The 17,695-nt window shown below is 66.1% G+C and carries 18 protein-coding genes; 12 read left to right on the top strand and 6 right to left on the bottom strand.

Features of this window, described 5'->3' with window-relative positions:
- The first annotated feature begins 96 nt into the window (after positions 1–96).
- From J3E64_RS00490 to fdhD, 5 genes are read left to right on the top strand one after another with little or no spacing between them, the layout of a single operon-like run.
- Positions 97–549: an NAD(P)H-dependent oxidoreductase subunit E gene (locus J3E64_RS00490; RefSeq protein WP_253338486.1), complete on the top strand. Its 453-nt coding sequence runs from the start codon at positions 97–99 to the stop codon at positions 547–549.
- Positions 546–2,120: an NADH-quinone oxidoreductase subunit NuoF gene (locus J3E64_RS00495; protein ID WP_253338488.1), complete on the top strand. Its 1,575-nt coding sequence runs from the start codon at positions 546–548 to the stop codon at positions 2,118–2,120. The genes J3E64_RS00490 and J3E64_RS00495 overlap by 4 nt, the downstream gene beginning before the upstream one ends.
- Positions 2,117–4,963 carry a formate dehydrogenase subunit alpha gene (gene fdhF, locus J3E64_RS00500; protein ID WP_253338490.1) on the top strand — a complete coding sequence of 949 codons (2,847 nt, stop codon included), beginning with the start codon at positions 2,117–2,119 and terminating at the stop codon, positions 4,961–4,963. The genes J3E64_RS00495 and fdhF overlap by 4 nt, the downstream gene beginning before the upstream one ends.
- 10 nt (positions 4,964–4,973) lie before the next feature.
- The gene (locus tag J3E64_RS00505; protein ID WP_253338492.1) at positions 4,974–5,201 is read left to right on the top strand and encodes a formate dehydrogenase subunit delta; all 228 of its coding nucleotides are present in this window, start codon (positions 4,974–4,976) and stop codon (positions 5,199–5,201) included.
- Complete coding sequence (fdhD, locus tag J3E64_RS00510; protein WP_253338500.1) at positions 5,198–5,998, top strand: formate dehydrogenase accessory sulfurtransferase FdhD; 801 nt, start codon at positions 5,198–5,200, stop codon at positions 5,996–5,998. The genes J3E64_RS00505 and fdhD overlap by 4 nt, the downstream gene beginning before the upstream one ends.
- Positions 5,999–6,064: 66 nt before the next feature.
- Here fdhD and J3E64_RS00515 read toward each other — a convergent pair whose 3' ends face one another.
- Positions 6,065–6,493, bottom strand: coding sequence for a GtrA family protein (locus J3E64_RS00515; protein WP_253338502.1), 429 nt, complete (start codon positions 6,491–6,493; stop codon positions 6,065–6,067).
- 45 nt (positions 6,494–6,538) lie between these two features.
- Here J3E64_RS00515 and J3E64_RS00520 point away from each other — a divergent pair, with 45 nt between their 5' ends.
- Positions 6,539–8,437, top strand: a complete 1,899-nt coding sequence (locus J3E64_RS00520; RefSeq protein ID WP_253338504.1) for a hypothetical protein — start codon at positions 6,539–6,541, stop codon at positions 8,435–8,437.
- Here J3E64_RS00520 and J3E64_RS00525 read toward each other — a convergent pair.
- Both J3E64_RS00525 and J3E64_RS00530 read right to left on the bottom strand, forming a co-directional pair.
- Positions 8,399–8,857: a nucleoside deaminase gene (locus J3E64_RS00525; RefSeq protein ID WP_253338506.1), complete on the bottom strand. Its 459-nt coding sequence runs from the start codon at positions 8,855–8,857 to the stop codon at positions 8,399–8,401. The two genes, J3E64_RS00520 and J3E64_RS00525, sit on opposite strands and share 39 nt — an antisense overlap.
- Positions 8,858–8,895: 38 nt before the next feature.
- Positions 8,896–9,117 (bottom strand): hypothetical protein, encoded by a 222-nt coding sequence (locus tag J3E64_RS00530; protein WP_253338508.1) that lies wholly within the window; start codon positions 9,115–9,117, stop codon positions 8,896–8,898.
- Between the two features lie 143 nt (positions 9,118–9,260).
- Between J3E64_RS00530 and rpmB the strand changes: the two genes are divergently transcribed.
- Positions 9,261–9,554 (top strand): 50S ribosomal protein L28, encoded by a 294-nt coding sequence (gene rpmB / locus J3E64_RS00535; protein WP_253338510.1) that lies wholly within the window; start codon positions 9,261–9,263, stop codon positions 9,552–9,554.
- 96 nt (positions 9,555–9,650) lie between these two features.
- Here rpmB and J3E64_RS00540 read toward each other — a convergent pair whose 3' ends face one another.
- Positions 9,651–10,634 carry an esterase-like activity of phytase family protein gene (locus J3E64_RS00540; RefSeq protein ID WP_253338512.1) on the bottom strand — a complete coding sequence of 328 codons (984 nt, stop codon included), beginning with the start codon at positions 10,632–10,634 and terminating at the stop codon, positions 9,651–9,653.
- Positions 10,635–10,822: 188 nt separating this feature from the next.
- On the opposite strand from J3E64_RS00540, the gene J3E64_RS00545 reads away from it, so the two are divergent.
- The gene (locus J3E64_RS00545) at positions 10,823–11,242 is read left to right on the top strand and encodes a glycine zipper 2TM domain-containing protein (RefSeq protein WP_253338514.1); all 420 of its coding nucleotides are present in this window, start codon (positions 10,823–10,825) and stop codon (positions 11,240–11,242) included.
- A 48-nt stretch (positions 11,243–11,290) separates the two neighbouring features.
- Here J3E64_RS00545 and J3E64_RS00550 read toward each other — a convergent pair whose 3' ends face one another.
- Positions 11,291–11,542 carry a hypothetical protein gene (locus tag J3E64_RS00550; RefSeq protein WP_253338515.1) on the bottom strand — a complete coding sequence of 84 codons (252 nt, stop codon included), beginning with the start codon at positions 11,540–11,542 and terminating at the stop codon, positions 11,291–11,293.
- Positions 11,543–11,624: 82 nt separating this feature from the next.
- On the bottom strand, positions 11,625–11,840 hold the full coding sequence (locus J3E64_RS00555; RefSeq protein ID WP_253338517.1) for a circumsporozoite protein: 216 nt from the start codon (positions 11,838–11,840) through the stop codon (positions 11,625–11,627).
- Between the two features lie 214 nt (positions 11,841–12,054).
- On the opposite strand from J3E64_RS00555, the gene J3E64_RS00560 reads away from it, so the two are divergent.
- The 4 genes from J3E64_RS00560 (at position 12,055) to metH (ending at position 17,684) form a co-directional block, all read left to right on the top strand.
- A complete protein-coding gene (locus J3E64_RS00560; protein WP_253338519.1) occupies positions 12,055–13,026 on the top strand; it encodes a metalloregulator ArsR/SmtB family transcription factor in 972 nt (323 codons plus the stop codon).
- Positions 13,023–13,943 carry a methylenetetrahydrofolate reductase gene (gene metF / locus J3E64_RS00565; RefSeq protein WP_253338521.1) on the top strand — a complete coding sequence of 307 codons (921 nt, stop codon included), beginning with the start codon at positions 13,023–13,025 and terminating at the stop codon, positions 13,941–13,943. Before J3E64_RS00560 ends, metF begins: the two co-directional genes overlap by 4 nt.
- Complete coding sequence (locus tag J3E64_RS00570) at positions 13,940–14,986, top strand: homocysteine S-methyltransferase family protein (protein WP_253338523.1); 1,047 nt, start codon at positions 13,940–13,942, stop codon at positions 14,984–14,986. The genes metF and J3E64_RS00570 overlap by 4 nt, the downstream gene beginning before the upstream one ends.
- Before the next feature lie 97 nt (positions 14,987–15,083).
- Positions 15,084–17,684, top strand: coding sequence for a methionine synthase (gene metH, locus J3E64_RS00575; protein ID WP_253338525.1), 2,601 nt, complete (start codon positions 15,084–15,086; stop codon positions 17,682–17,684).
- Positions 17,685–17,695: the final 11 nt, after the last annotated feature.

Genomic DNA, 17,695 nt, shown 5'->3' on the forward strand with positions numbered 1-17,695 from the left:
CAAAGATGCCCGGCTTCGATTTGACCCTTCGCCCCGGCGGGCGCAGGATCATCGCCAAAATCGGCCGGAAAGGCTCGCCAAGAGGCAGGGTTAGAGATGGAAGAATTTATCGCCGGCTGGACGGCACGCCACGGCACCGGGCGCGATGGTCTGCTGCCGCTGCTTCACGCGATACAGGCGGAGGCGGGTCATATCGACGACGCGCTGGTCCCTGCGATCGCCCGGGCGCTGAACCTCAGCCGTGCCGACGTGCATGGCGTCATCACTTTCTACCATGATTTCCGCCGCACCGCGCCCGGCCGCCATGTCGTGAAACTGTGCCGGGCGGAAAGCTGCCAGGCGCGCGGCGGCGCGGCGATGGAGGCGGCTGCCGCGCGGCGGCTGGGCGTGGCGATGGGCGAAACGCGCGCCGACGGACAAGTGGCGCTGGAGCCGGTCTATTGCCTCGGCCTGTGCGCGATCGGCCCGAATGCGCTGGTCGACGGTCGGCCGGTGGCGCGGATCGATGCCGCCGCGCTGGATCGGATCGCGGCGGAGGTGGCGGCATGAAGGTCTATGTCAGCCGGGATATGGCTTCGGTCGCGCTCGGTGCGGACGATGTCGCGCGCGCCTTTGCCGATGCCGGCTGCGACGTGGTGCGCACCGGGTCGCGCGGCCTGTTCAGCATCGAACCGCTGGTGGAAGTGGAAACCGACGAAGGGCGCATCGGCTACGGGCCGGTGACTCCGGTCGATGCGGCGGCGGTGCTCGCCCGCACGCACCCCGCGCGCCTCGGACCAGTTGAGCAATTGCCCTTTTTCGCCGCGCAACAGCGTTTTACCTTCGCCCGTTGCGGCATCATCGATCCGTTGAGCCTCGCTGAATATGGGGCGCATGGCGGTTGGCAGGGGCTGGAAACCGCCCGCGCCCAAAGCCCGCAGGCGGTGGTCGATGCCGTCAAGGCGTCGGGCCTGCGCGGCCGTGGCGGGGCGGGCTTCCCGACCGGGATCAAATGGCAGACGGTGCTGGATGCGTCCGCGAGTCCCAAATATATCGTCTGCAACGCCGACGAGGGCGACAGCGGCACCTTCGCCGACCGGATGCTGATGGAGGGCGATCCGTTCTGCCTGATCGAGGGCATGGCGATCGCCGCCCATGCGGTCGGCGCGGCGCACGGCTATATCTATATTCGCAGCGAATATCCCTTCGCTATCCGCACCATGCGCGCGGCGATCGAGGCGTCGGCGCATCTGGTCGCACCCTTCACGCTGGAAGTGCGCGAAGGGGCGGGGGCCTATGTCTGCGGCGAGGAGACGGCGCTGCTCGACAGTATCGAGGGCAAGCGCGGGCAGGTGCGCGCCAAGCCGCCGCTTCCGGCGCTGAAAGGGCTGTTCGGCCAGCCCACCGTCATCAACAATGTGCTCAGCCTTGCCGCAGTGCCCTTCATCCTTGCGGACGGGGCGGACGCCTATGCGGCGGTCGGCTTCGGCCGGTCGCGCGGTACCATGCCGGTGCAGTTGGCGGGCAATGTCAAGCATGGCGGCCTCTACGAAATCGGCTTCGGCATCACGCTGGGCGAACTGGTGAACGACATAGGGGGCGGCACGGCCAGCGGCCGTCCGGTGCGCGCGGTGCAGGTCGGCGGGCCGCTGGGCGCCTATTTCCCGCCATCCATGTTCCATCTGCCGTTCGACTATGAAGCGTTCGCACAAGCCGGCGGCCTGATCGGTCATGCCGGCATCACCGTGTTCGACGACAGCGTCGACATGGCGCACATGGCCCGCTTCGCCATGGAATTCTGCGCGGTGGAAAGCTGCGGCAAATGCACACCCTGCCGCATCGGATCGACACGGGGTGTGGAGATCATGGACCGGATCATCGACGCGCGAGACGGTGCGCCGGTCAGGGCGAAGGCGGCGGATGGCGGCTATCTTGGCAAGGCCCTCTATTCCCGCGCGCCCGACCGGGTCGATGTATCGCCGGACGCGCAGACCGCGCTCCTGCGCGACCTGGCAGACACGATGAAATATGGCTCGCTCTGCGCGCTGGGGGGCTTCACCCCCTATCCGGTGCTGAGCGCGCTCGATCATTTCCCAGAGGATTTCGGCGCTTCGGCGCCCGTAAAGGAGGCCGCGGAATGAGCTTTGCCCGCGAAACCGACCATGGCACGCCGCCTGCTGTCGCGACCGGCAAGACCGTCACCCTGACCATAGACGGCCAGAGCGTCACCCTGCCCGAAGGCACCAGCATCATGCGGGCGGCATCGCTGCTGGGCGGCTCCATCCCCAAGCTCTGCGCCACCGACAGCGTGGAAAGTTTCGGCTCCTGCCGCCTCTGCCTGGTCGAGGTGGAGGGGCGCAACGGCTACCCCGCCTCCTGCACCACCCCGGTCGCCGAGGGCATGGTCGTGCGCACCCAGACGGATCGCCTCAAGCAATTGCGGCGCGGGGTGATGGAACTCTATATTTCCGATCATCCGCTCGACTGCCTGACCTGCGCCGCCAACGGCGATTGCGAATTGCAGGATCAGGCCGGCGCGGTCGGCCTGCGCGACGTGCGCTACGGCTATGACGGCGCGACCAACATGGGTCAGGCGAAGGACCAGTCGAACCCCTATTTTGATTTCGATCCCAGCAAGTGCATCGTCTGTTCCCGCTGCGTGCGGGCGTGCGAGGAAGTGCAGGGCACCTTCGCGCTGACGATCGAGAACAAGGGCTTCGAATCGAAGGTTTCGCCGAGCCAGGGCGAGGATTTCCTCGGTTCCGAATGCGTGTCCTGCGGCGCCTGCGTTCAGGCCTGCCCGACGGCCAGCCTGATCGAGAAGGCGGTGGTGGAAACGGGCACCCCGGACCGCGCGGTCGTCACCACCTGCGCCTATTGCGGCGTCGGCTGCACCTTCCGCGCGGAAATGCGGGGCGAGGAACTGGTGCGCATGGTGCCGTGGAAGGACGGCAAGGCCAATCGCGGCCATAGCTGCGTCAAGGGCCGCTTCGCCTGGGGCTATGCGCGGCATCGGGACCGTATCCTCAACCCCATGATCCGCGCCTCGGTGGACGATCCGTGGCGGGAGGTGTCCTGGGAAGAGGCGATCGCCCACACCGCGTCCGAATTCCGCCGGATCCAGGCAAAATATGGCACGCGCGCCATCGGTGGCATTACCTCCAGCCGCTGCACCAATGAGGAAACCTTCCTCGTGCAGAAGCTGATCCGGCAGGGTTTCGGCAACAATAATGTCGATACCTGCGCGCGCGTCTGTCACTCGCCCACGGGCTACGGGCTCAAGACCACCTTCGGCACGTCGGCGGGCACGCAGGATTTCGACAGCGTCATGCAGTCCGACGTCATCCTCGTCATCGGCGCCAACCCGACCGACGGGCATCCGGTTTTCGCCAGCCGCATGAAACGCCGGTTGAGGCAGGGCGCAAAGCTGATCGTCATCGACCCGCGCCGCACCGATCTGGTGAAATCGCCCCATGTCGAGGCGGAACATCATCTCCCCTTACGCCCTGGCACCAATGTCGCGATGCTGACGGCGATGGCCCATGTCATCGTCACCGAAAAACTCTGTGACGAAGCGTTCATCCGGGAACGCTGCGACTGGGACGAGTTTGCCGACTGGGCCGATTTCGTGTCTCAGCCCGCGCGCTCGCCCGAGGCGATCGAACCGCTGACCGGCGTCGACCCGCGCGAGGTGCGCGCCGCCGCCCGGCTCTACGCCACCGGTGGAAACGGCGCGATCTACTATGGCCTTGGCGTCACCGAACATAGCCAGGGCAGTTCCACCGTCATGGCGATCGCCAACCTTGCCATGGCTACCGGCAATATCGGGCGTGAGGGCGTGGGCGTTAACCCGCTGCGGGGACAGAATAATGTGCAGGGCGCCTGCGACATGGGCAGCTTCCCGCATGAATTTTCCGGCTATCGCCATGTGTCCGACGACACGGCGCGTGGCGCGTTCGAACGGGCCTGGGGCGTCACGCTCGATGCCGAACCGGGGCTGCGCATTCCCAACATGCTGGATGCGGCGACCGACGGAACGTTCAAGGGGCTGTTTGTGCAGGGCGAGGACATTCTCCAGTCCGATCCCAATACCCATCATGTCGCGGCTGGACTCGCGGCGATGGAATGTGTCGTGGTGCAGGATCTGTTCCTCAACGAAACCGCCAATTACGCCCATGTCTTCCTGCCGGGCTCCACCTTCCTCGAAAAGGACGGCACCTTCACCAACGCCGAACGCCGCATCCAGCGCGTGCGCAAGGTCATGGCGCCGCTCAACGGCCATGCCGACTGGGAGATCGTGCAGCTGGTGGCCAACGCCATGGGGCTGAACTGGACCTATGGCCATCCGTCGGAAATCATGGACGAGATCGCGGCGCTTACCCCGACCTTCGCGGGCGTTCATTACGACCGGCTGGACGCGGAAGGATCGCTGCAATGGCCCGCGAATGATGCCGCCCCCGACGGCACGCCGACCATGCATGTCGACGGTTTCGTGCGGGGCAGGGGCAAGTTCGTGGTCACCGACTATGTCCCGACCGACGAAAGGACAGGGCCGCGCTTCCCGCTGCTGCTGACCACCGGCCGTATCCTGAGCCATTATAATGTCGGCGCGCAGACCCGGCGCACCGCCAATACCGCCTGGCATCCGGAGGACCGGCTGGAAATCCACCCCAGCGATGCCGAAAACCGGGGTCTCAAGGATGGCGACTGGGTGACGCTGCGCAGCCGGGCGGGGGAAACGACCCTGCGTGCGCTCATCACCGAACGGGTGGCGCCCGGCGTGGTCTATACGACCTTCCACCATCCCGAAACGCAGGCGAACGTCATCACCACCGACTATTCGGACTGGGCCACCAACTGCCCCGAATATAAGGTGACGGCGGTACAGGTCATGGCCAGCAACGGGCCCAGCGACTGGCAGCAGGATTATGCGGAGCAGGCCCGCCACAGCCGCCGCATTGCGCCGCTGGAAGCCGCCGAATAGGATCGGGCGCATGAGCGATGAAAATCAGGTCATGTCGACCGGCGACCGGCTGATCTACATGGCGAACCAGATTGCCCGCAATCTGGCGACGCAACCGGACGCGGAAGCGGCGACCGCCGAACATATCCGCGCCTTCTGGAGCGGGGACATGCGCGCGCGGCTCGTGGCGCTGGCGGCGGATCGGCCCGATGCGCTGTCGCCGGTCGCGGCGGCGGCGCTGCGCCGGATCGCGGGATGACAGCCATGCTGGACGAGGCCGTGGCGGCACTGGCGTTCGACCGGCTGGCTCCGGACGGCGCGACCGGGTCGGTGGTGCGCCCGCTGGCGGAAGAAGTCCCGATTGCCATCGAATATAACGGGGCGGGCTATGCTGTGCTGATGGCGACCCCGGCGGACATTGCCGATCTGGTGCAGGGCTTCAGCCTGGCGGAACGGCTGGTGACCCGCGACGACGCGCTGCTCGACGTCGACATGCACGCCGCCGCGCGCGGCATCGTCGCGCGCGCGACGCTGCCGCCGCACCGCACCGAAGGCCTGCTCGACCGCGTGCGCCATCGCGCGTCGGATTCCGCCTGCGGCCTGTGCGGCATCGAAAATCTGGACCAGGCGATCCGCCCGCTGCCCCGCGTCACCGCCATGTCGCGGGCGGACCGCGCCGCGATCTTCCGCGCGCTGGCGGCGCTCGGCGATCATCAGCCGCTCAACGCCGCCACCGGCGCGGCCCACGCCGCCGCGCTGGCGGGGCCTGACGGCACGATCCGGTTGGTGCGGGAGGATGTCGGGCGGCACAACGCCTTCGACAAGCTGATCGGCGCGATGGCACGAACCGGTGCCGGCTGGGACGGCGGCTTCGCGCTGCTCTCGTCGCGCTGCTCCTACGAACTGGTGGAAAAGGCGGCGTTGGCCGGTTGCCCGCTGCTGGTCACCATCTCCGCCCCGACCCGTCTCGCCGCAGACCGCGCCGACGAAGCGGGCCTGCCGCTGGTCGTGCTGGCCCGTGCCGATGCGGTGCTGGCGCGCGGCACCGCGCTCTAATGGTCCGTTTCTGACAGTTGCAGACCCATCCAGGCCGCGACGGGATGCACATGGCAAAATCATCCACTAGCGGAACACCCACTGGCGGTTCAGAACGAACACAACCGCCGGCGTTATGAACACCATGGCGGGAATCGGCGACCATTCGGGCCAGCCCATATGGGTGACGCACAGCCACACCCACAGTGCGTTGAGCGCATAGCTGATCAGGGACACGGCGACGAATTTCGCGCCGCGTGCCGCATGGCCCCCGGCACGGCCTTCTTCGCGGCCCTCCTCGCGAAACGTGAAGCTGTTATGCGCGACATAGCCGATGCACACCGCGGCGACATAGCCGATCAGGTTGGCGACCTGCACATGCATTCCGGCAACCGCCGCCAGCGTCCAGTAGATCGCCGCCTGGCAGGCGGTGACGAACAGGCCGGTCAGGCCATAGCGGACGATCTGCCAGAACAGCGCCCGCTGCCGGGGCGTGAACCGTTCGGCGAATTTCATGATGGCCCCCGTTGCGCTTTGACGCGCAGCCTCTAATCCACGCGCATGAACTTGCAAAGCGGCGAAACCCTGCGCGCCCGCGCCCGTTACTGGGCGTCCATCCTGGCGGCCTACGGCGCGCGGCACTGGAAATGGCTGACCGTCCTGCTGTGGATTGTCGTCACCGTCGCCTTCATCGTTACCCGCTGGCCCGCCATTCACTGGCTGGTGCTGGGCGATACCGACGACAATATCCGCTATGTGCAGGTCAAGGACTGGCTGGCGGGGCAGAAATGGTACGACCTGCGCCAGTACCGGCTCGATCCGCCCGGCGGCGCCAATATCCACTGGTCGCGCCTTGTCGACCTGCCGCTGGCGGGCCTGATGCTTTTCTTCCGGGCCTTTGTCGGGCAGGGGCTGGCCGACCGGCTGGCCTGCGGCCTGGCGCCGCTGCTGCCGCTGCTGCTCCTGATGCTCAGCCTTGGCTTCATCGGGCGGCGGCTGGCCGGTCCCAACGGCTGGCTGCTCGCCGCGCTCGCCCCGCTCGCCGCGCAGATGGGGCTGGGCATGTATATGCCGATGCGGATCGACCATCATGGCTGGCAACTGGCGCTGGCGCTCACGATGCTGGGCGGCGTGATCGACAGCAACCGCGTGCGCGGCGGAATATTGGCGGGGGTCAGCAGCGCATTGTCGATCGCCATCGGCATGGAAATGATCGTCTATCTGGCGGCGGGCGGCGCGCTGATCGCGTTGCGCTGGGTGTTCCGGCCCGGCGCGGAGCGGCGGATGCTGCCCTATGGCATCAGCCTCGCGGGATCGACCTCGCTCCTGTATCTGCTTTTTGCCAGCTACGCCAACCGCGCCATGGTGTGCGACGCGCTTTCGCCGGTCTGGGTCGCGGTGTTCGGCGCGGCGGGCGCGGGCATGGTGCTGCTGTCGCTGCTGAAGCTGCGCCACTGGCCCGTCCGGCTGGGCGCGGGACTGGTGGTCGGCGGTGCCGTCGCGCTCTTCTTCTGGCTCAACTGGCCGCAATGCCTGACCCCCTACCAGATATCGCCGGAACTGCAGCGGCTCTGGCTGGCCAATATCCGTGAGGCAAAGCCGATCACGGTGCAGGCGCAAAGCCTTGTCGTGCCGCTGCTGGCGATCCCGGCCGCCGGGCTGGCCGGCCTGCTCTGGGCGCTGTGGGACTCCCGGCGCGACGGGGAAAGATTATGGGCCTGGCTGACGGTCGGTCTGATGATGCTCTTTTCGACCGCGCTGCTGTTCTGGCAGTTGCGGGCGGCGCCGGCGGCGCAGTTGCTGGCGATCCCGCCCGCCGCCTGGGCGGCCCATCGGCTGGTGGCGGCCGTCTTTACCGGCACCCGCCGGGTGCGGATCGCGGCCGGATTGGGCACGGCGCTGCTTGCGGCGATCGCCTTCGCCTATCCACTCTATCCCCAGGCGGTCAGCGTCTTTCAGGAAGCGACCGGGCGCAAACCCAAGCCTTGGCGTCCGTCCGCCATCGCCCGCAACGACGCGATAAAGAAGGCCAATGGCCGCTGCCGCACGTTGCCGGCGCTGGAGGTGCTGAACCAGCTTCCCCCGGCCACGATCTTCACCATGGTCGATCTTGGCCCGCGCCTGCTCGCCACCACGCATCACAGCGCCGTCGCCGGTCCCTATCATCGCAACGGTGCGGCGATCCTCGACATTCACCATGCCTTCGACGGGCCTGCGGACGGCTTCCGGGCCATCGCCGGGCGCCATCATGCGACCTATTTGCTGGTCTGTCCGAATTTCCCCGAAGGCACCATCTACCAGTCGCGCAGCCCGCGCGGTTTCTATGCCGATCTGATGCGCGGCGTCGTGCCCGGCTGGCTGACGCCCGTGCCGTTGCGCACCGGCCTGACGCTTCCTTACCGGCTCTACCGGATCGCCTATTCAGCGCCGGTCGGCGAAAAAGGACCGCAGCAGCGCTGACGCCTCCGCCTCGGCCAGGCCGCCATAGACGTCCGGCCGGTGCAGGCATTGCGGCTGGGTAAAAAGGCGCGGCCCCTGTTCCACGGCGCCGCCCTTGGGATCGGCGGCGCCATAATATAGCCGGGCTATCCGGGCATGGGAAATGGCGCCCGCGCACATGGGGCACGGTTCCAGCGTGACCCAAAGGTCGCACCCGGTCAGCCGGAAATCGCCCAGATGGCGGGCGGCCGCGCGCATGGCCACCATCTCGGCATGGGCGGTGGGGTCATTGTCGCGGCGATTGCGATTCTCCCCTTCGCCGATGATCGTGCCCGCGCGCGTCACGACCGCGCCGACCGGCACCTCGCCGGCTGACGCGGCGGCGTGCGCCAGGGCAAGCGCGCGGCGCATCGGGGCGGGCAGGGGAAAGGGCGGGGACATGCCCCGCCGTTACAGGATGATGCGTCTGGACGGAAGGATCAGGGCTTTTTCACGTCGACCGTGGGCACGTCCACGGTTTCCTGCCGCGTGCCGACTTCGACCTTCGCCACGTCGGCATTATATTTCGGCAGTTGTCCGCCCTTCACCGCTACTTCGGGCAGGCGTCCGTCCTGCGTCTTTTGCAGGTCGATGAAACCGGTGGCGATGCCGCCGGCCAGAACCAGCAGGATGATGATAAGCAGTCCACCAATGAGTCGCATTTTCGTCTCCTCTCGGATATTGCCCCTCAACGCACAGCCGGGCCAAAGGGTTGCGGTCGCCCATCAGGGCGGTTGACGGCCCCGGGGAATCCGGCTATCGGCGCGGCTTTCCGAACGAACCCGAATTACAAGGTTGATTGACTATGTCGCGTATCTGCGAGCTGACCGGCAAGAGCCGCCAGGTGGGTCACAACGTGTCCCACGCCAATAACAAGACGAAGCGGGTGTTCCTGCCCAACCTCCAGAACGTGTCGCTGATGTCGGAAGCGCTGGAAACCAGCGTGAAGCTGCGCGTGTCGACCCACGGTCTGCGCTCGGTCGAACATAATGGCGGTCTGGACAACTGGTTGCTCAAGACCAGCGACGACAAGCTGTCGCTCAAGGCGCGTCGCCTGAAGCGCGATATCGCCAAGAAGAAGGCCGCCGTCGCGGCCTGATTCGCTTCGGACGGTTTCGGCATGAAGGGCGGCCCGGCGACGGGCCGCCTTTTTGCGTGTGCCGCACGGCGCCGGACACCCTCGGGCAGGGCAGGGTTATGGCAGGGCGAATTTCAGCAGCAATGTGCGCTGGAAGAATTCGTGATTGTCGTCGGATATGATCCAGATGACCGGTCGCCCCGCTTCCCGCGTCACCGCCATCCCCTCGAAATTGTCGGCCAGCATCGGCGGCGCCAGCCGGACGAGCGTCCGTGCCTGGAGCAGGTCACCCTCTTCCATCCGCTCGGGCAGCGCGACGATGGCGATCGTGGCGGTGAACAGTTCCTGCAAGGTCAGCCGCCGGTTCAGCACCAGCATGTGCCGTGCGTCCAGCGCCACGGCATCGGTCGGCCGATATCCCTGCGGCGGCGCATAGCGCAGGTGGATCGGGTCGGGCGTGGCGGGATCGGCGGGATCGCCCGCAAACAGCAGGCTGTCATGCCGCCCGTCCGCCGTCATGCCCATCTCCGCGATCGCCAGGAAGCGTCCGTCGGGCAGGCGGGTAAGCGATTCGATCGACCCCGTTTCCGGCCAGGCCCGTATCTGCGGCCAGGTGCGGCACGCCTCCACCCGCGCGAAGCCGGGCGCATAGCGACAGATCATCTGCTGCAATTCGAACCCGATCCAATAGCGGTCTGTGGCCGGATCGTGCGTCAGCGATTCCGAATCCCACGCCCACCAGGGCAGGCCGCGATCCTGCGGCCGCACGGGCAGCGGCGCGATGAAGGGCCGACGGCGGCCCGTCCCGTTACCGGCGTGAAAGCCCATCAATATACCTGAATCGCTCAGCGCCAGCATGTCGCCGTCCGGCGACGCCAGCAGCGACGATACGCCGCCGAACCCGGGATCGCGGCTGGTGAGTTCCCACCCGCCCAGATAGGTCAGCACCCCGGCACGGGCAGGCGCGGGCACGCCCTCGCTCAGCGGCAGGGCGCGCGCGGCGACCAGCAGGGGGCCGGGCCGCACGCTTTCCGGTTTGCCGACATGGGGGGCGGGCAGCAACAGCACGGCCAGCGCCAGCACGATCAGGATTCGCGTCATCGCGTGCCGCCATAGGACAATATCAGGCAGGGCGCAGCACCCGCGTGACGGACCGAATCCATGTGAACGCCCGATGACAGGCCCATTCAGGACCTGCTCAAGCCGAATCATCCATAAGGACATCAATCGATGGCAAATCCCGTCCACGGGCCGCGCCACAGGGAAGATCTTGTTCGAGGAGCAACGCCATGAAGATGAAGTTTCTTGTAAATATGGGAGCGGCTCTGGCGATGGGTGCCGCTTCCATGGCCGTCACCGCCACGCCCGCCGCGGCACGCGATCATCATTATCGCAACTATGATCGCGGCGATTATTATCGCGGTTACAACAACCGTGGCTATCGCGGCGATTACTACCGGGGCGACCGCTATAATCGCGGTGACCGCTATTATCGGAACAATTATTATCGCGGCTATCGGGGCGGCTATCGCTGCCGGGACAACGGCACGGGCGGCACGATTATCGGTGCGATCGCCGGTGGCCTGCTGGGTAACGAAATCGGTCGCAGCTCGGGCAGCTACGGTCGCCGGGGCGATGGCACCACGGGTGCGATCATCGGCGCGGGCGTAGGCGCTCTTGCCGGCCGGGCAATCGACCGCAACTGTTAAGCTTGCCTGATAGGAAAACAGGCCGCTCCCTGCCGGGGGCGGCCTTTTTCATGGCGCCTTGCCCGGCTGCTCGGGCGGCCGCCGTCCCCGGTCCGCCCTGGCTGCCGCCTCGGCCGCCGGGTTCAGGCCCGGCCCGTCGGGCTGCGCCATCCCGGTTTGCCGGTCGATCCGCGCGGCCGCCTCGTTCAGGGCATCCGCCTCGCTGGCACTGACGCCGCCGACGCCGTCGGCCGAACCTGGCCCGCAGGCAGCCAGGGTCAGCGGGGGAAGCAATGCGATAAGGCGGACGATCATGCGCATGACGGGGCAACCGGCAAAAGAAAGGGCCGCGCCGTTGCCGGTGCGACCCCCTCGGAAAATCTGGATAAGACCCGAACGGGACTTACATCGCGTTGGCGACGTTGTTGGTCGCGTTCGATGCGGCGTTCGCGGCGTTGTCGGCGGCGTTCATCGCAGCGTTCATGGCGTTGTCGGCAGCGTTCGACGCGTTCTCGGCAGCATTCGCGGCGTTGTTGGCGGCTTCTTCGTGACCACCGGTGCAGGCGGCCAGGCCGAGCGAAGCAGCGAGAACGAGCGAAAGAGCAATCGACTTGGTCATGGGCAAAACCCCTCTCTGAGAAATAAAAGTTGCAGACCACTCTCGGAGAAAAGCTCACCCCCCATTGCGCCTGCGCGACGATTCGTAATGCTTCGGGCAGATCAAGGCAATCCCATTCATGCAATAGCAAGGAACGAACCGGTCCCCGGACCACGCTATGTCGCGAAAATCAGCAGCATTGACGTATATAAAGATATCTTTATATGACCCTTTCATGGTCTCTGCACTAGACATTTTCCGGGCTCTGGGTGATCCGACGCGGCTGCGTGTCGTGCATTTGCTGCGGGCGATGGAACTGGCCGTGGGCGAAATCGCGCAGGTCGTGGGGCAGAGCCAGCCGCGCGTGTCCCGCCATGTCCGCATCCTGGCGGAGGCGGGGCTGGTGGAACGCCGTAAGGAAGGGAACTGGGTTTTTCTGCGTTTGGCGCGCGATCCCGCCATATTGCCTTTCCTGACCCTGTTCGACCGGATCGAACCGCGCGATTCAGAGGCGCTGTGGCAGGCGGCGGACCTTGCCCGGCTGGCGGCCGTGCGCGCCGACCGGGCGCGCGCCGCCGAAGCCTATTTTGCCGAACATGCGGACGAATGGGACGCGATCCGGTCGCTCCATGTGGCGGAGGCGGAAGTGGAAGCGGCGATGTCCGCGCTGCTGGCGCAGGCGCCGGTCGGCCATCTGCTCGACATCGGCACCGGCACCGGCCGCATGATCGAACTGTTCGGCGCCGCCGCTGCGCAGGTGACCGCGCTGGACCGCAGCCCGGACATGCTGCGCCTGGCCCGTGCCAAGCTGCCGCAGGACGCTGGCGACAAATATGCCCTTTTGCTGGGCGATTTCCTGGATTTGCCGCTGGCGGCAGGCAGTGCCGATACGGTGCTGCTGCATCAGGTTCTCCATTATGCGCAGGCGCCCGAGGCGGTGATCGGGGAAGCGGCGCGCGTCATGGCGGCAAGGGGGCGGATCATGATCGTCGATTTCGCGCCGCATCAGCATGAGGAACTGCGCGTGCGCGACCAGCATGCGCGGCTGGGCTTTTCCGATGCGCAGGTCGAAGGCTGGTTCGCGCAGGCCGGGTTGCTGCTGGACCGGGCGCAAAGCCTGCCTGGCGACCAGTTGACGGTAAAGATATGGCTGGGCCGGCGCGGCGATGCGCCGGCGCCGCGAGATGAAGGACGGATGACCGCATGACCCTGAAAGACGACGCCGCGCCGCTCTATGCGGATCTGGCCGGCGATGCCCGCGTCAGTTTCGAATTTTTCCCGCCCCGGACGGAAAAGATGGAAACCCAGCTCTGGTCGGCGATCCAGACGCTGGCGCCGCTGGCCCCCCGGTTCGTCTCCGTCACCTATGGCGCGGGCGGCTCGACGCGCGAACGCACCCATAATACCGTCGCCCGGATCGCCCGGGAAACCGCGCTTTCCGCGGCCGCACACCTGACCTGCGTCGCTGCGAGCAAGGCGGAAATCGGCGATGTCGCCGACGCCTATTGGGACGCGGGCGTGCGCCATATCGTCGCGCTGCGCGGCGATCCGCCGGAAATGGGTGGGCGGTTCGAACCGCATCCGGACGGCTACAGCGGCGCGGCCGAACTGGTCGAAGGGCTGATGAAGCGCCATCCGTTCGAAATTTCGGTATCGGCCTATCCCGAAGTCCATCCCGAAGCGGCGAGCGCGCAGGCCGATCTCGACAATCTCAAGCGCAAGCTGGATGCCGGCGCGTCCCGCGCGATCACGCAATTCTTCTTCGCGCCCGAAACCTATTTCCGCTTCATGGACAAGGTGCTGGCCGCCGGCATCGACGCCGACATCGTGCCGGGTATCATGCCGGTCAGCAATTTCGCGGCGGTCCAGCGCATGTCGGCCATGTGCAATACCGACGTGCCCGACTGGATGGGCCGCCTGTTCGACGGGCTGGATGACCTGCCCGCCGCGCGACAACTCGTGTCGGCCACCGTGGCGGCCGAACTGTGCCGCAAACTCTATGAAGGCGGCGCGCGCGACTTTCATTTCTACACGCTCAACCGGGCGGAACTCAGCTATGCGATCTGTCATCTGCTTGGCCTCAGGGCGGGCAGGACGGTCGACCGACAGGAGGATGCGGCATGACCGCCGAACAAAGATTGCGCGCGCTGGCTGCGGAAAAAATCCTGATCTTCGACGGTGGCTATGGCACGTCGATCCAGAAGCACGGCCTGACCGAAGCCGACTATCGCGGCTCGCTCGACCTGGCGAAGGACCAGAAGGGCAATAACGACCTTCTGTGCCTCACCCGCCCCGACATCGTCGAGGGCATTCATGCTGCCTATCTGGAGGCTGGGGCGGACATGGTGGAGACCAACACCTTCTCCTCCACCAAGATCGCGATGGCCGATTATGGCTGCGAACATCTGGTGTGGGACATCAACATCGCCGCCGCGAAGCTCGCCCGCTCGGCCTGCGAGAAGGCGACCGCGCAGGACGGCAAGCCGCGCTTCGTCGCCGGGTCGATCGGGCCGACGAACAAGACCCTGTCCATCTCCCCGGATGTGAACGACCCCGCCTATCGCGAGGTCGATTATGATACGCTGAAGGCCGACTATCGCGAGCAGTGCGACGCGCTGATCGCGGGCGGGGTCGATTTCCTGCTGGTCGAAACCTGCTTCGATACGCTCAACGCCAAGGCGGCGGGGATGGCCGCGCGCGAGGCCGAGACGGCGGCGGGTCGGGATGTGCCGCTGATGCTCAGCTTCACCATCACCGACATGTCGGGCCGCAACCTGTCGGGCCACACGATCAACGCCTTCTGGTATTCACTGCGGCACCTGAAGCCGCTCACGATCGGCGTGAACTGCGCCTTCGGCGCGGATCTGCTGCGGCCCTATCTCAGCGAGTTGTCGAAGAATGCCGACACGCTGATCCTGGCCTATCCCAACGCCGGGCTGCCCAATGAACTGGGGCAATATGACGAACTGCCCGAAACCACCGCGAAGCTGATCCGCGACTGGGTGGACGAGGGGCTGGTCAACATGGTCGGCGGCTGCTGCGGCACCACGCCCGCCCATATCGGCGCGGTGGCGAAGGCGCTGGCGGGGCATAAACCGCGCGTCGTGCCCGAACTGCCCGTCGTGACGCGGCTCGCGGGGCTGGAGCCGATGCATATCGCGGCTTAAGGTATAACCGTCATCCCAGCGAAGGCTGGGATCTCGTGCCTCTCGGGGCGCGCTCTAGATCGGGAGACCCCAGCCTTCGCTGGGGTGACGAACAAAAATGACCACGACCTCCACCGCCACCTTCGTCAACATCGGCGAGCGCACCAACGTCACGGGCTCGGCCAAGTTCAAGAAGCTGATCATGGCCGGCGACTATGCCGCGGCCATCGACATCGCGCGCGAGCAGGTCGAAAACGGCGCGCAGATCGTCGACGTCAACATGGACGAAGGCCTGCTCGACGCGGTCGAGGCGATGACCACCTTCCTGAAGCTCATGACGTCGGAACCGGACATCAGCCGCGTCCCCGTCATGATCGACAGTTCCAAATGGGAAGTGATCGAGGCCGGGCTGAAATGCGTTTCGGGCAAGCCGGTCGTGAACTCGATCAGCATGAAGGAAGGCGAAGAGGCGTTCCTGCATCATGCCCGCCTCTGCATGGCCTATGGCGCCGCCGTGGTCGTCATGGCCTTCGACGAGACGGGTCAGGCCGACACGAAGGCGCGCAAGGTCGAGATTTGCGAGCGCGCCTACAAGCTGCTGATGACGATCGGTTTTCCGCCCGAGGACATCATCTTCGATCCCAATATCTTCGCCGTCGCGACGGGGATCGAGGAACATAATAATTACGGCATGGACTTCATCGAGGCGTGCCGGGAGATCAAGGCCCGCTGCCCGCACGTCCATATTTCGGGCGGGCTTTCGAACTTCTCCTTCTCCTTCCGCGGCAACGAACCCGTCCGTCGCGCGATGCACAGCGTATTCCTCTACCACGCCATTCCCGCCGGGCTCGACATGGCCATCGTCAATGCGGGGCAACTCGACGTCTATGACGCGATCGACCCCGCGCTGCGCAAGGCGTGCGAAGACGTCCTGCTGAACAGCGATCCCGAAGCGGGCGACCGCCTCGTCGCGCTGGCCGAAAGCTTCAAGGGCAAGGACGCCGCATCCGAAAAGGCGGCGCAGGAATGGCGCGGCTGGCCGGTTGCCAAGCGGCTGGAACATGCGCTGGTCAAGGGCATCGACATGTATGTGGTCGAGGATACCGAGGAAGCCCGCCTCGCCGCCGCCAAGCCGATCGAGGTGATCGAAGGCCCGCTGATGGACGGCATGAACGTGGTCGGCGACCTGTTCGGCGCGGGCAAGATGTTCCTGCCCCAGGTGGTGAAGTCAGCGCGCGTCATGAAGAAGGCGGTCGCCCACCTGCTCCCCTATATCGAGGCGGCGAAGGAACCCGGCGCCAAGGGCAAGGGCAAGATCGTCATGGCCACGGTCAAGGGCGACGTCCACGATATCGGCAAGAATATCGTCGGCGTCGTGCTCCAGTGCAACGGCTTTGAAGTGATCGACATGGGCGTGATGGTCCCCTGGCAGGACATCATCAAGGCCGCGAACGAGAATGACGCCGACATGATCGGCCTCTCCGGCCTCATCACCCCCTCGCTGGACGAGATGGTGACGGTCGCCGCCGAAATGCAGCGCGCCAACATGACCATGCCGCTGCTGATCGGCGGCGCCACCACGTCGCGGGTGCATACCGCGCTGCGCATCGACCCCGCGTTCACCGGCCCGGTCGTCCACGTCCTCGACGCCAGCCGCGCCGTGGGCGTCGCCACCGCACTCGTCTCCGAAACGCAGAAGGACGATTTCGTCCGCAAGACCAAGGACGATTACGAACATGTCCGCGTCGCCCGCGCCAACAAGGGGCAGAGCGCGCTGGTCAGCATCGAGGACGCCCGCGCCAACGGCTTCGAGATCGACGAGAGCCTGAAGGCACCGCGTCCGCGCCTGCCGGGCGTGCATGTCTTCAAGGACTGGGATCTGAAGGATCTCGTCAACTATATCGACTGGACCCCCTTCTTCCGTGCCTGGGAACTGGCGGGCAACTATCCCGCGATCCTGAACGACGAAGTGGTGGGCGACAGCGCCCGCAGCCTCTTCGCCGACGCGCAGAAGATGCTTGGGCGGATCGTCGACGAGAAATGGCTGACCGCGCGCGGCGTCGCGGGCCTGTGGCCCTGCCGGCGGGATGGCGACGACATCATCGTTCATGTCGAGGACGAAAAGCATGTCCGCCTGCCGATGCTGCGCCAGCAGATCCAGAAGCGGGAGGGGCGGGCGAACATGTGCCTCGCTGACTTCATCAGCCATGACGGCGACTGGATCGGCGGCTTTGCCGTGTCGATCCACGGCATCGAACCGCATCTCGCGCGCTTCAAGGCGTCGATCGATGACTATTCGGACATTCTTTTGAAAGCGCTGGCCGACCGCCTGGCCGAAGCCTTCGCCGAGCGTCTGCACCATTATGTCCGCACCGCTTTGTGGGGCTATGCCGAGGGCGAGCAGCTCACCAACGAGGCGCTCATCAAGGAACAATATCGCGGCATCCGCCCGGCGCCCGGCTATCCCGCCTGCCCGGAACATAGTCTCAAGCCGATCCTGTTCGACATGCTCGACGCGCATCACGCCACCGGCGCGACCCTGACGGAAAGCTTCGCCATGCTCCCCACGGCGGCGGTCAGCGGCTTCTATTTCGGCCATGCCCAGGCCGAATATTTCGGCGTCGCCCGCGTCGGCCGCGACCAGTTGGAAGATTATGCGGCGCGGCGCGGCATCGATCTGGAAACGGCGGAACGCTACCTCCGCCCCAACCTCGACTGATCGCCGTCGGG

The organism is Sphingobium sp. OAS761 (genome assembly GCF_024168485.1).
GTDB lineage: Bacteria > Pseudomonadota > Alphaproteobacteria > Sphingomonadales > Sphingomonadaceae > Sphingobium.

Coding starts and splice junctions, on each gene's coding strand:
- J3E64_RS00490 (WP_253338486.1), top strand. CDS start 97: ATGGAAGAATTTATCGCCGGCTGGACGGCACGCCACGGCACCGGGCGC.
- J3E64_RS00495 (WP_253338488.1), top strand. CDS start 546: ATGAAGGTCTATGTCAGCCGGGATATGGCTTCGGTCGCGCTCGGTGCG.
- fdhF (WP_253338490.1), top strand. CDS start 2,117: ATGAGCTTTGCCCGCGAAACCGACCATGGCACGCCGCCTGCTGTCGCG.
- J3E64_RS00505 (WP_253338492.1), top strand. CDS start 4,974: ATGAGCGATGAAAATCAGGTCATGTCGACCGGCGACCGGCTGATCTAC.
- fdhD (WP_253338500.1), top strand. CDS start 5,198: ATGACAGCCATGCTGGACGAGGCCGTGGCGGCACTGGCGTTCGACCGG.
- J3E64_RS00515 (WP_253338502.1), bottom strand. CDS start 6,493: ATGAAATTCGCCGAACGGTTCACGCCCCGGCAGCGGGCGCTGTTCTGG.
- J3E64_RS00520 (WP_253338504.1), top strand. CDS start 6,539: ATGAACTTGCAAAGCGGCGAAACCCTGCGCGCCCGCGCCCGTTACTGG.
- J3E64_RS00525 (WP_253338506.1), bottom strand. CDS start 8,857: ATGTCCCCGCCCTTTCCCCTGCCCGCCCCGATGCGCCGCGCGCTTGCC.
- J3E64_RS00530 (WP_253338508.1), bottom strand. CDS start 9,117: ATGCGACTCATTGGTGGACTGCTTATCATCATCCTGCTGGTTCTGGCC.
- rpmB (WP_253338510.1), top strand. CDS start 9,261: ATGTCGCGTATCTGCGAGCTGACCGGCAAGAGCCGCCAGGTGGGTCAC.
- J3E64_RS00540 (WP_253338512.1), bottom strand. CDS start 10,634: ATGACGCGAATCCTGATCGTGCTGGCGCTGGCCGTGCTGTTGCTGCCC.
- J3E64_RS00545 (WP_253338514.1), top strand. CDS start 10,823: ATGAAGATGAAGTTTCTTGTAAATATGGGAGCGGCTCTGGCGATGGGT.
- J3E64_RS00550 (WP_253338515.1), bottom strand. CDS start 11,542: ATGCGCATGATCGTCCGCCTTATCGCATTGCTTCCCCCGCTGACCCTG.
- J3E64_RS00555 (WP_253338517.1), bottom strand. CDS start 11,840: ATGACCAAGTCGATTGCTCTTTCGCTCGTTCTCGCTGCTTCGCTCGGC.
- J3E64_RS00560 (WP_253338519.1), top strand. CDS start 12,055: ATGGTCTCTGCACTAGACATTTTCCGGGCTCTGGGTGATCCGACGCGG.
- metF (WP_253338521.1), top strand. CDS start 13,023: ATGACCCTGAAAGACGACGCCGCGCCGCTCTATGCGGATCTGGCCGGC.
- J3E64_RS00570 (WP_253338523.1), top strand. CDS start 13,940: ATGACCGCCGAACAAAGATTGCGCGCGCTGGCTGCGGAAAAAATCCTG.
- metH (WP_253338525.1), top strand. CDS start 15,084: ATGACCACGACCTCCACCGCCACCTTCGTCAACATCGGCGAGCGCACC.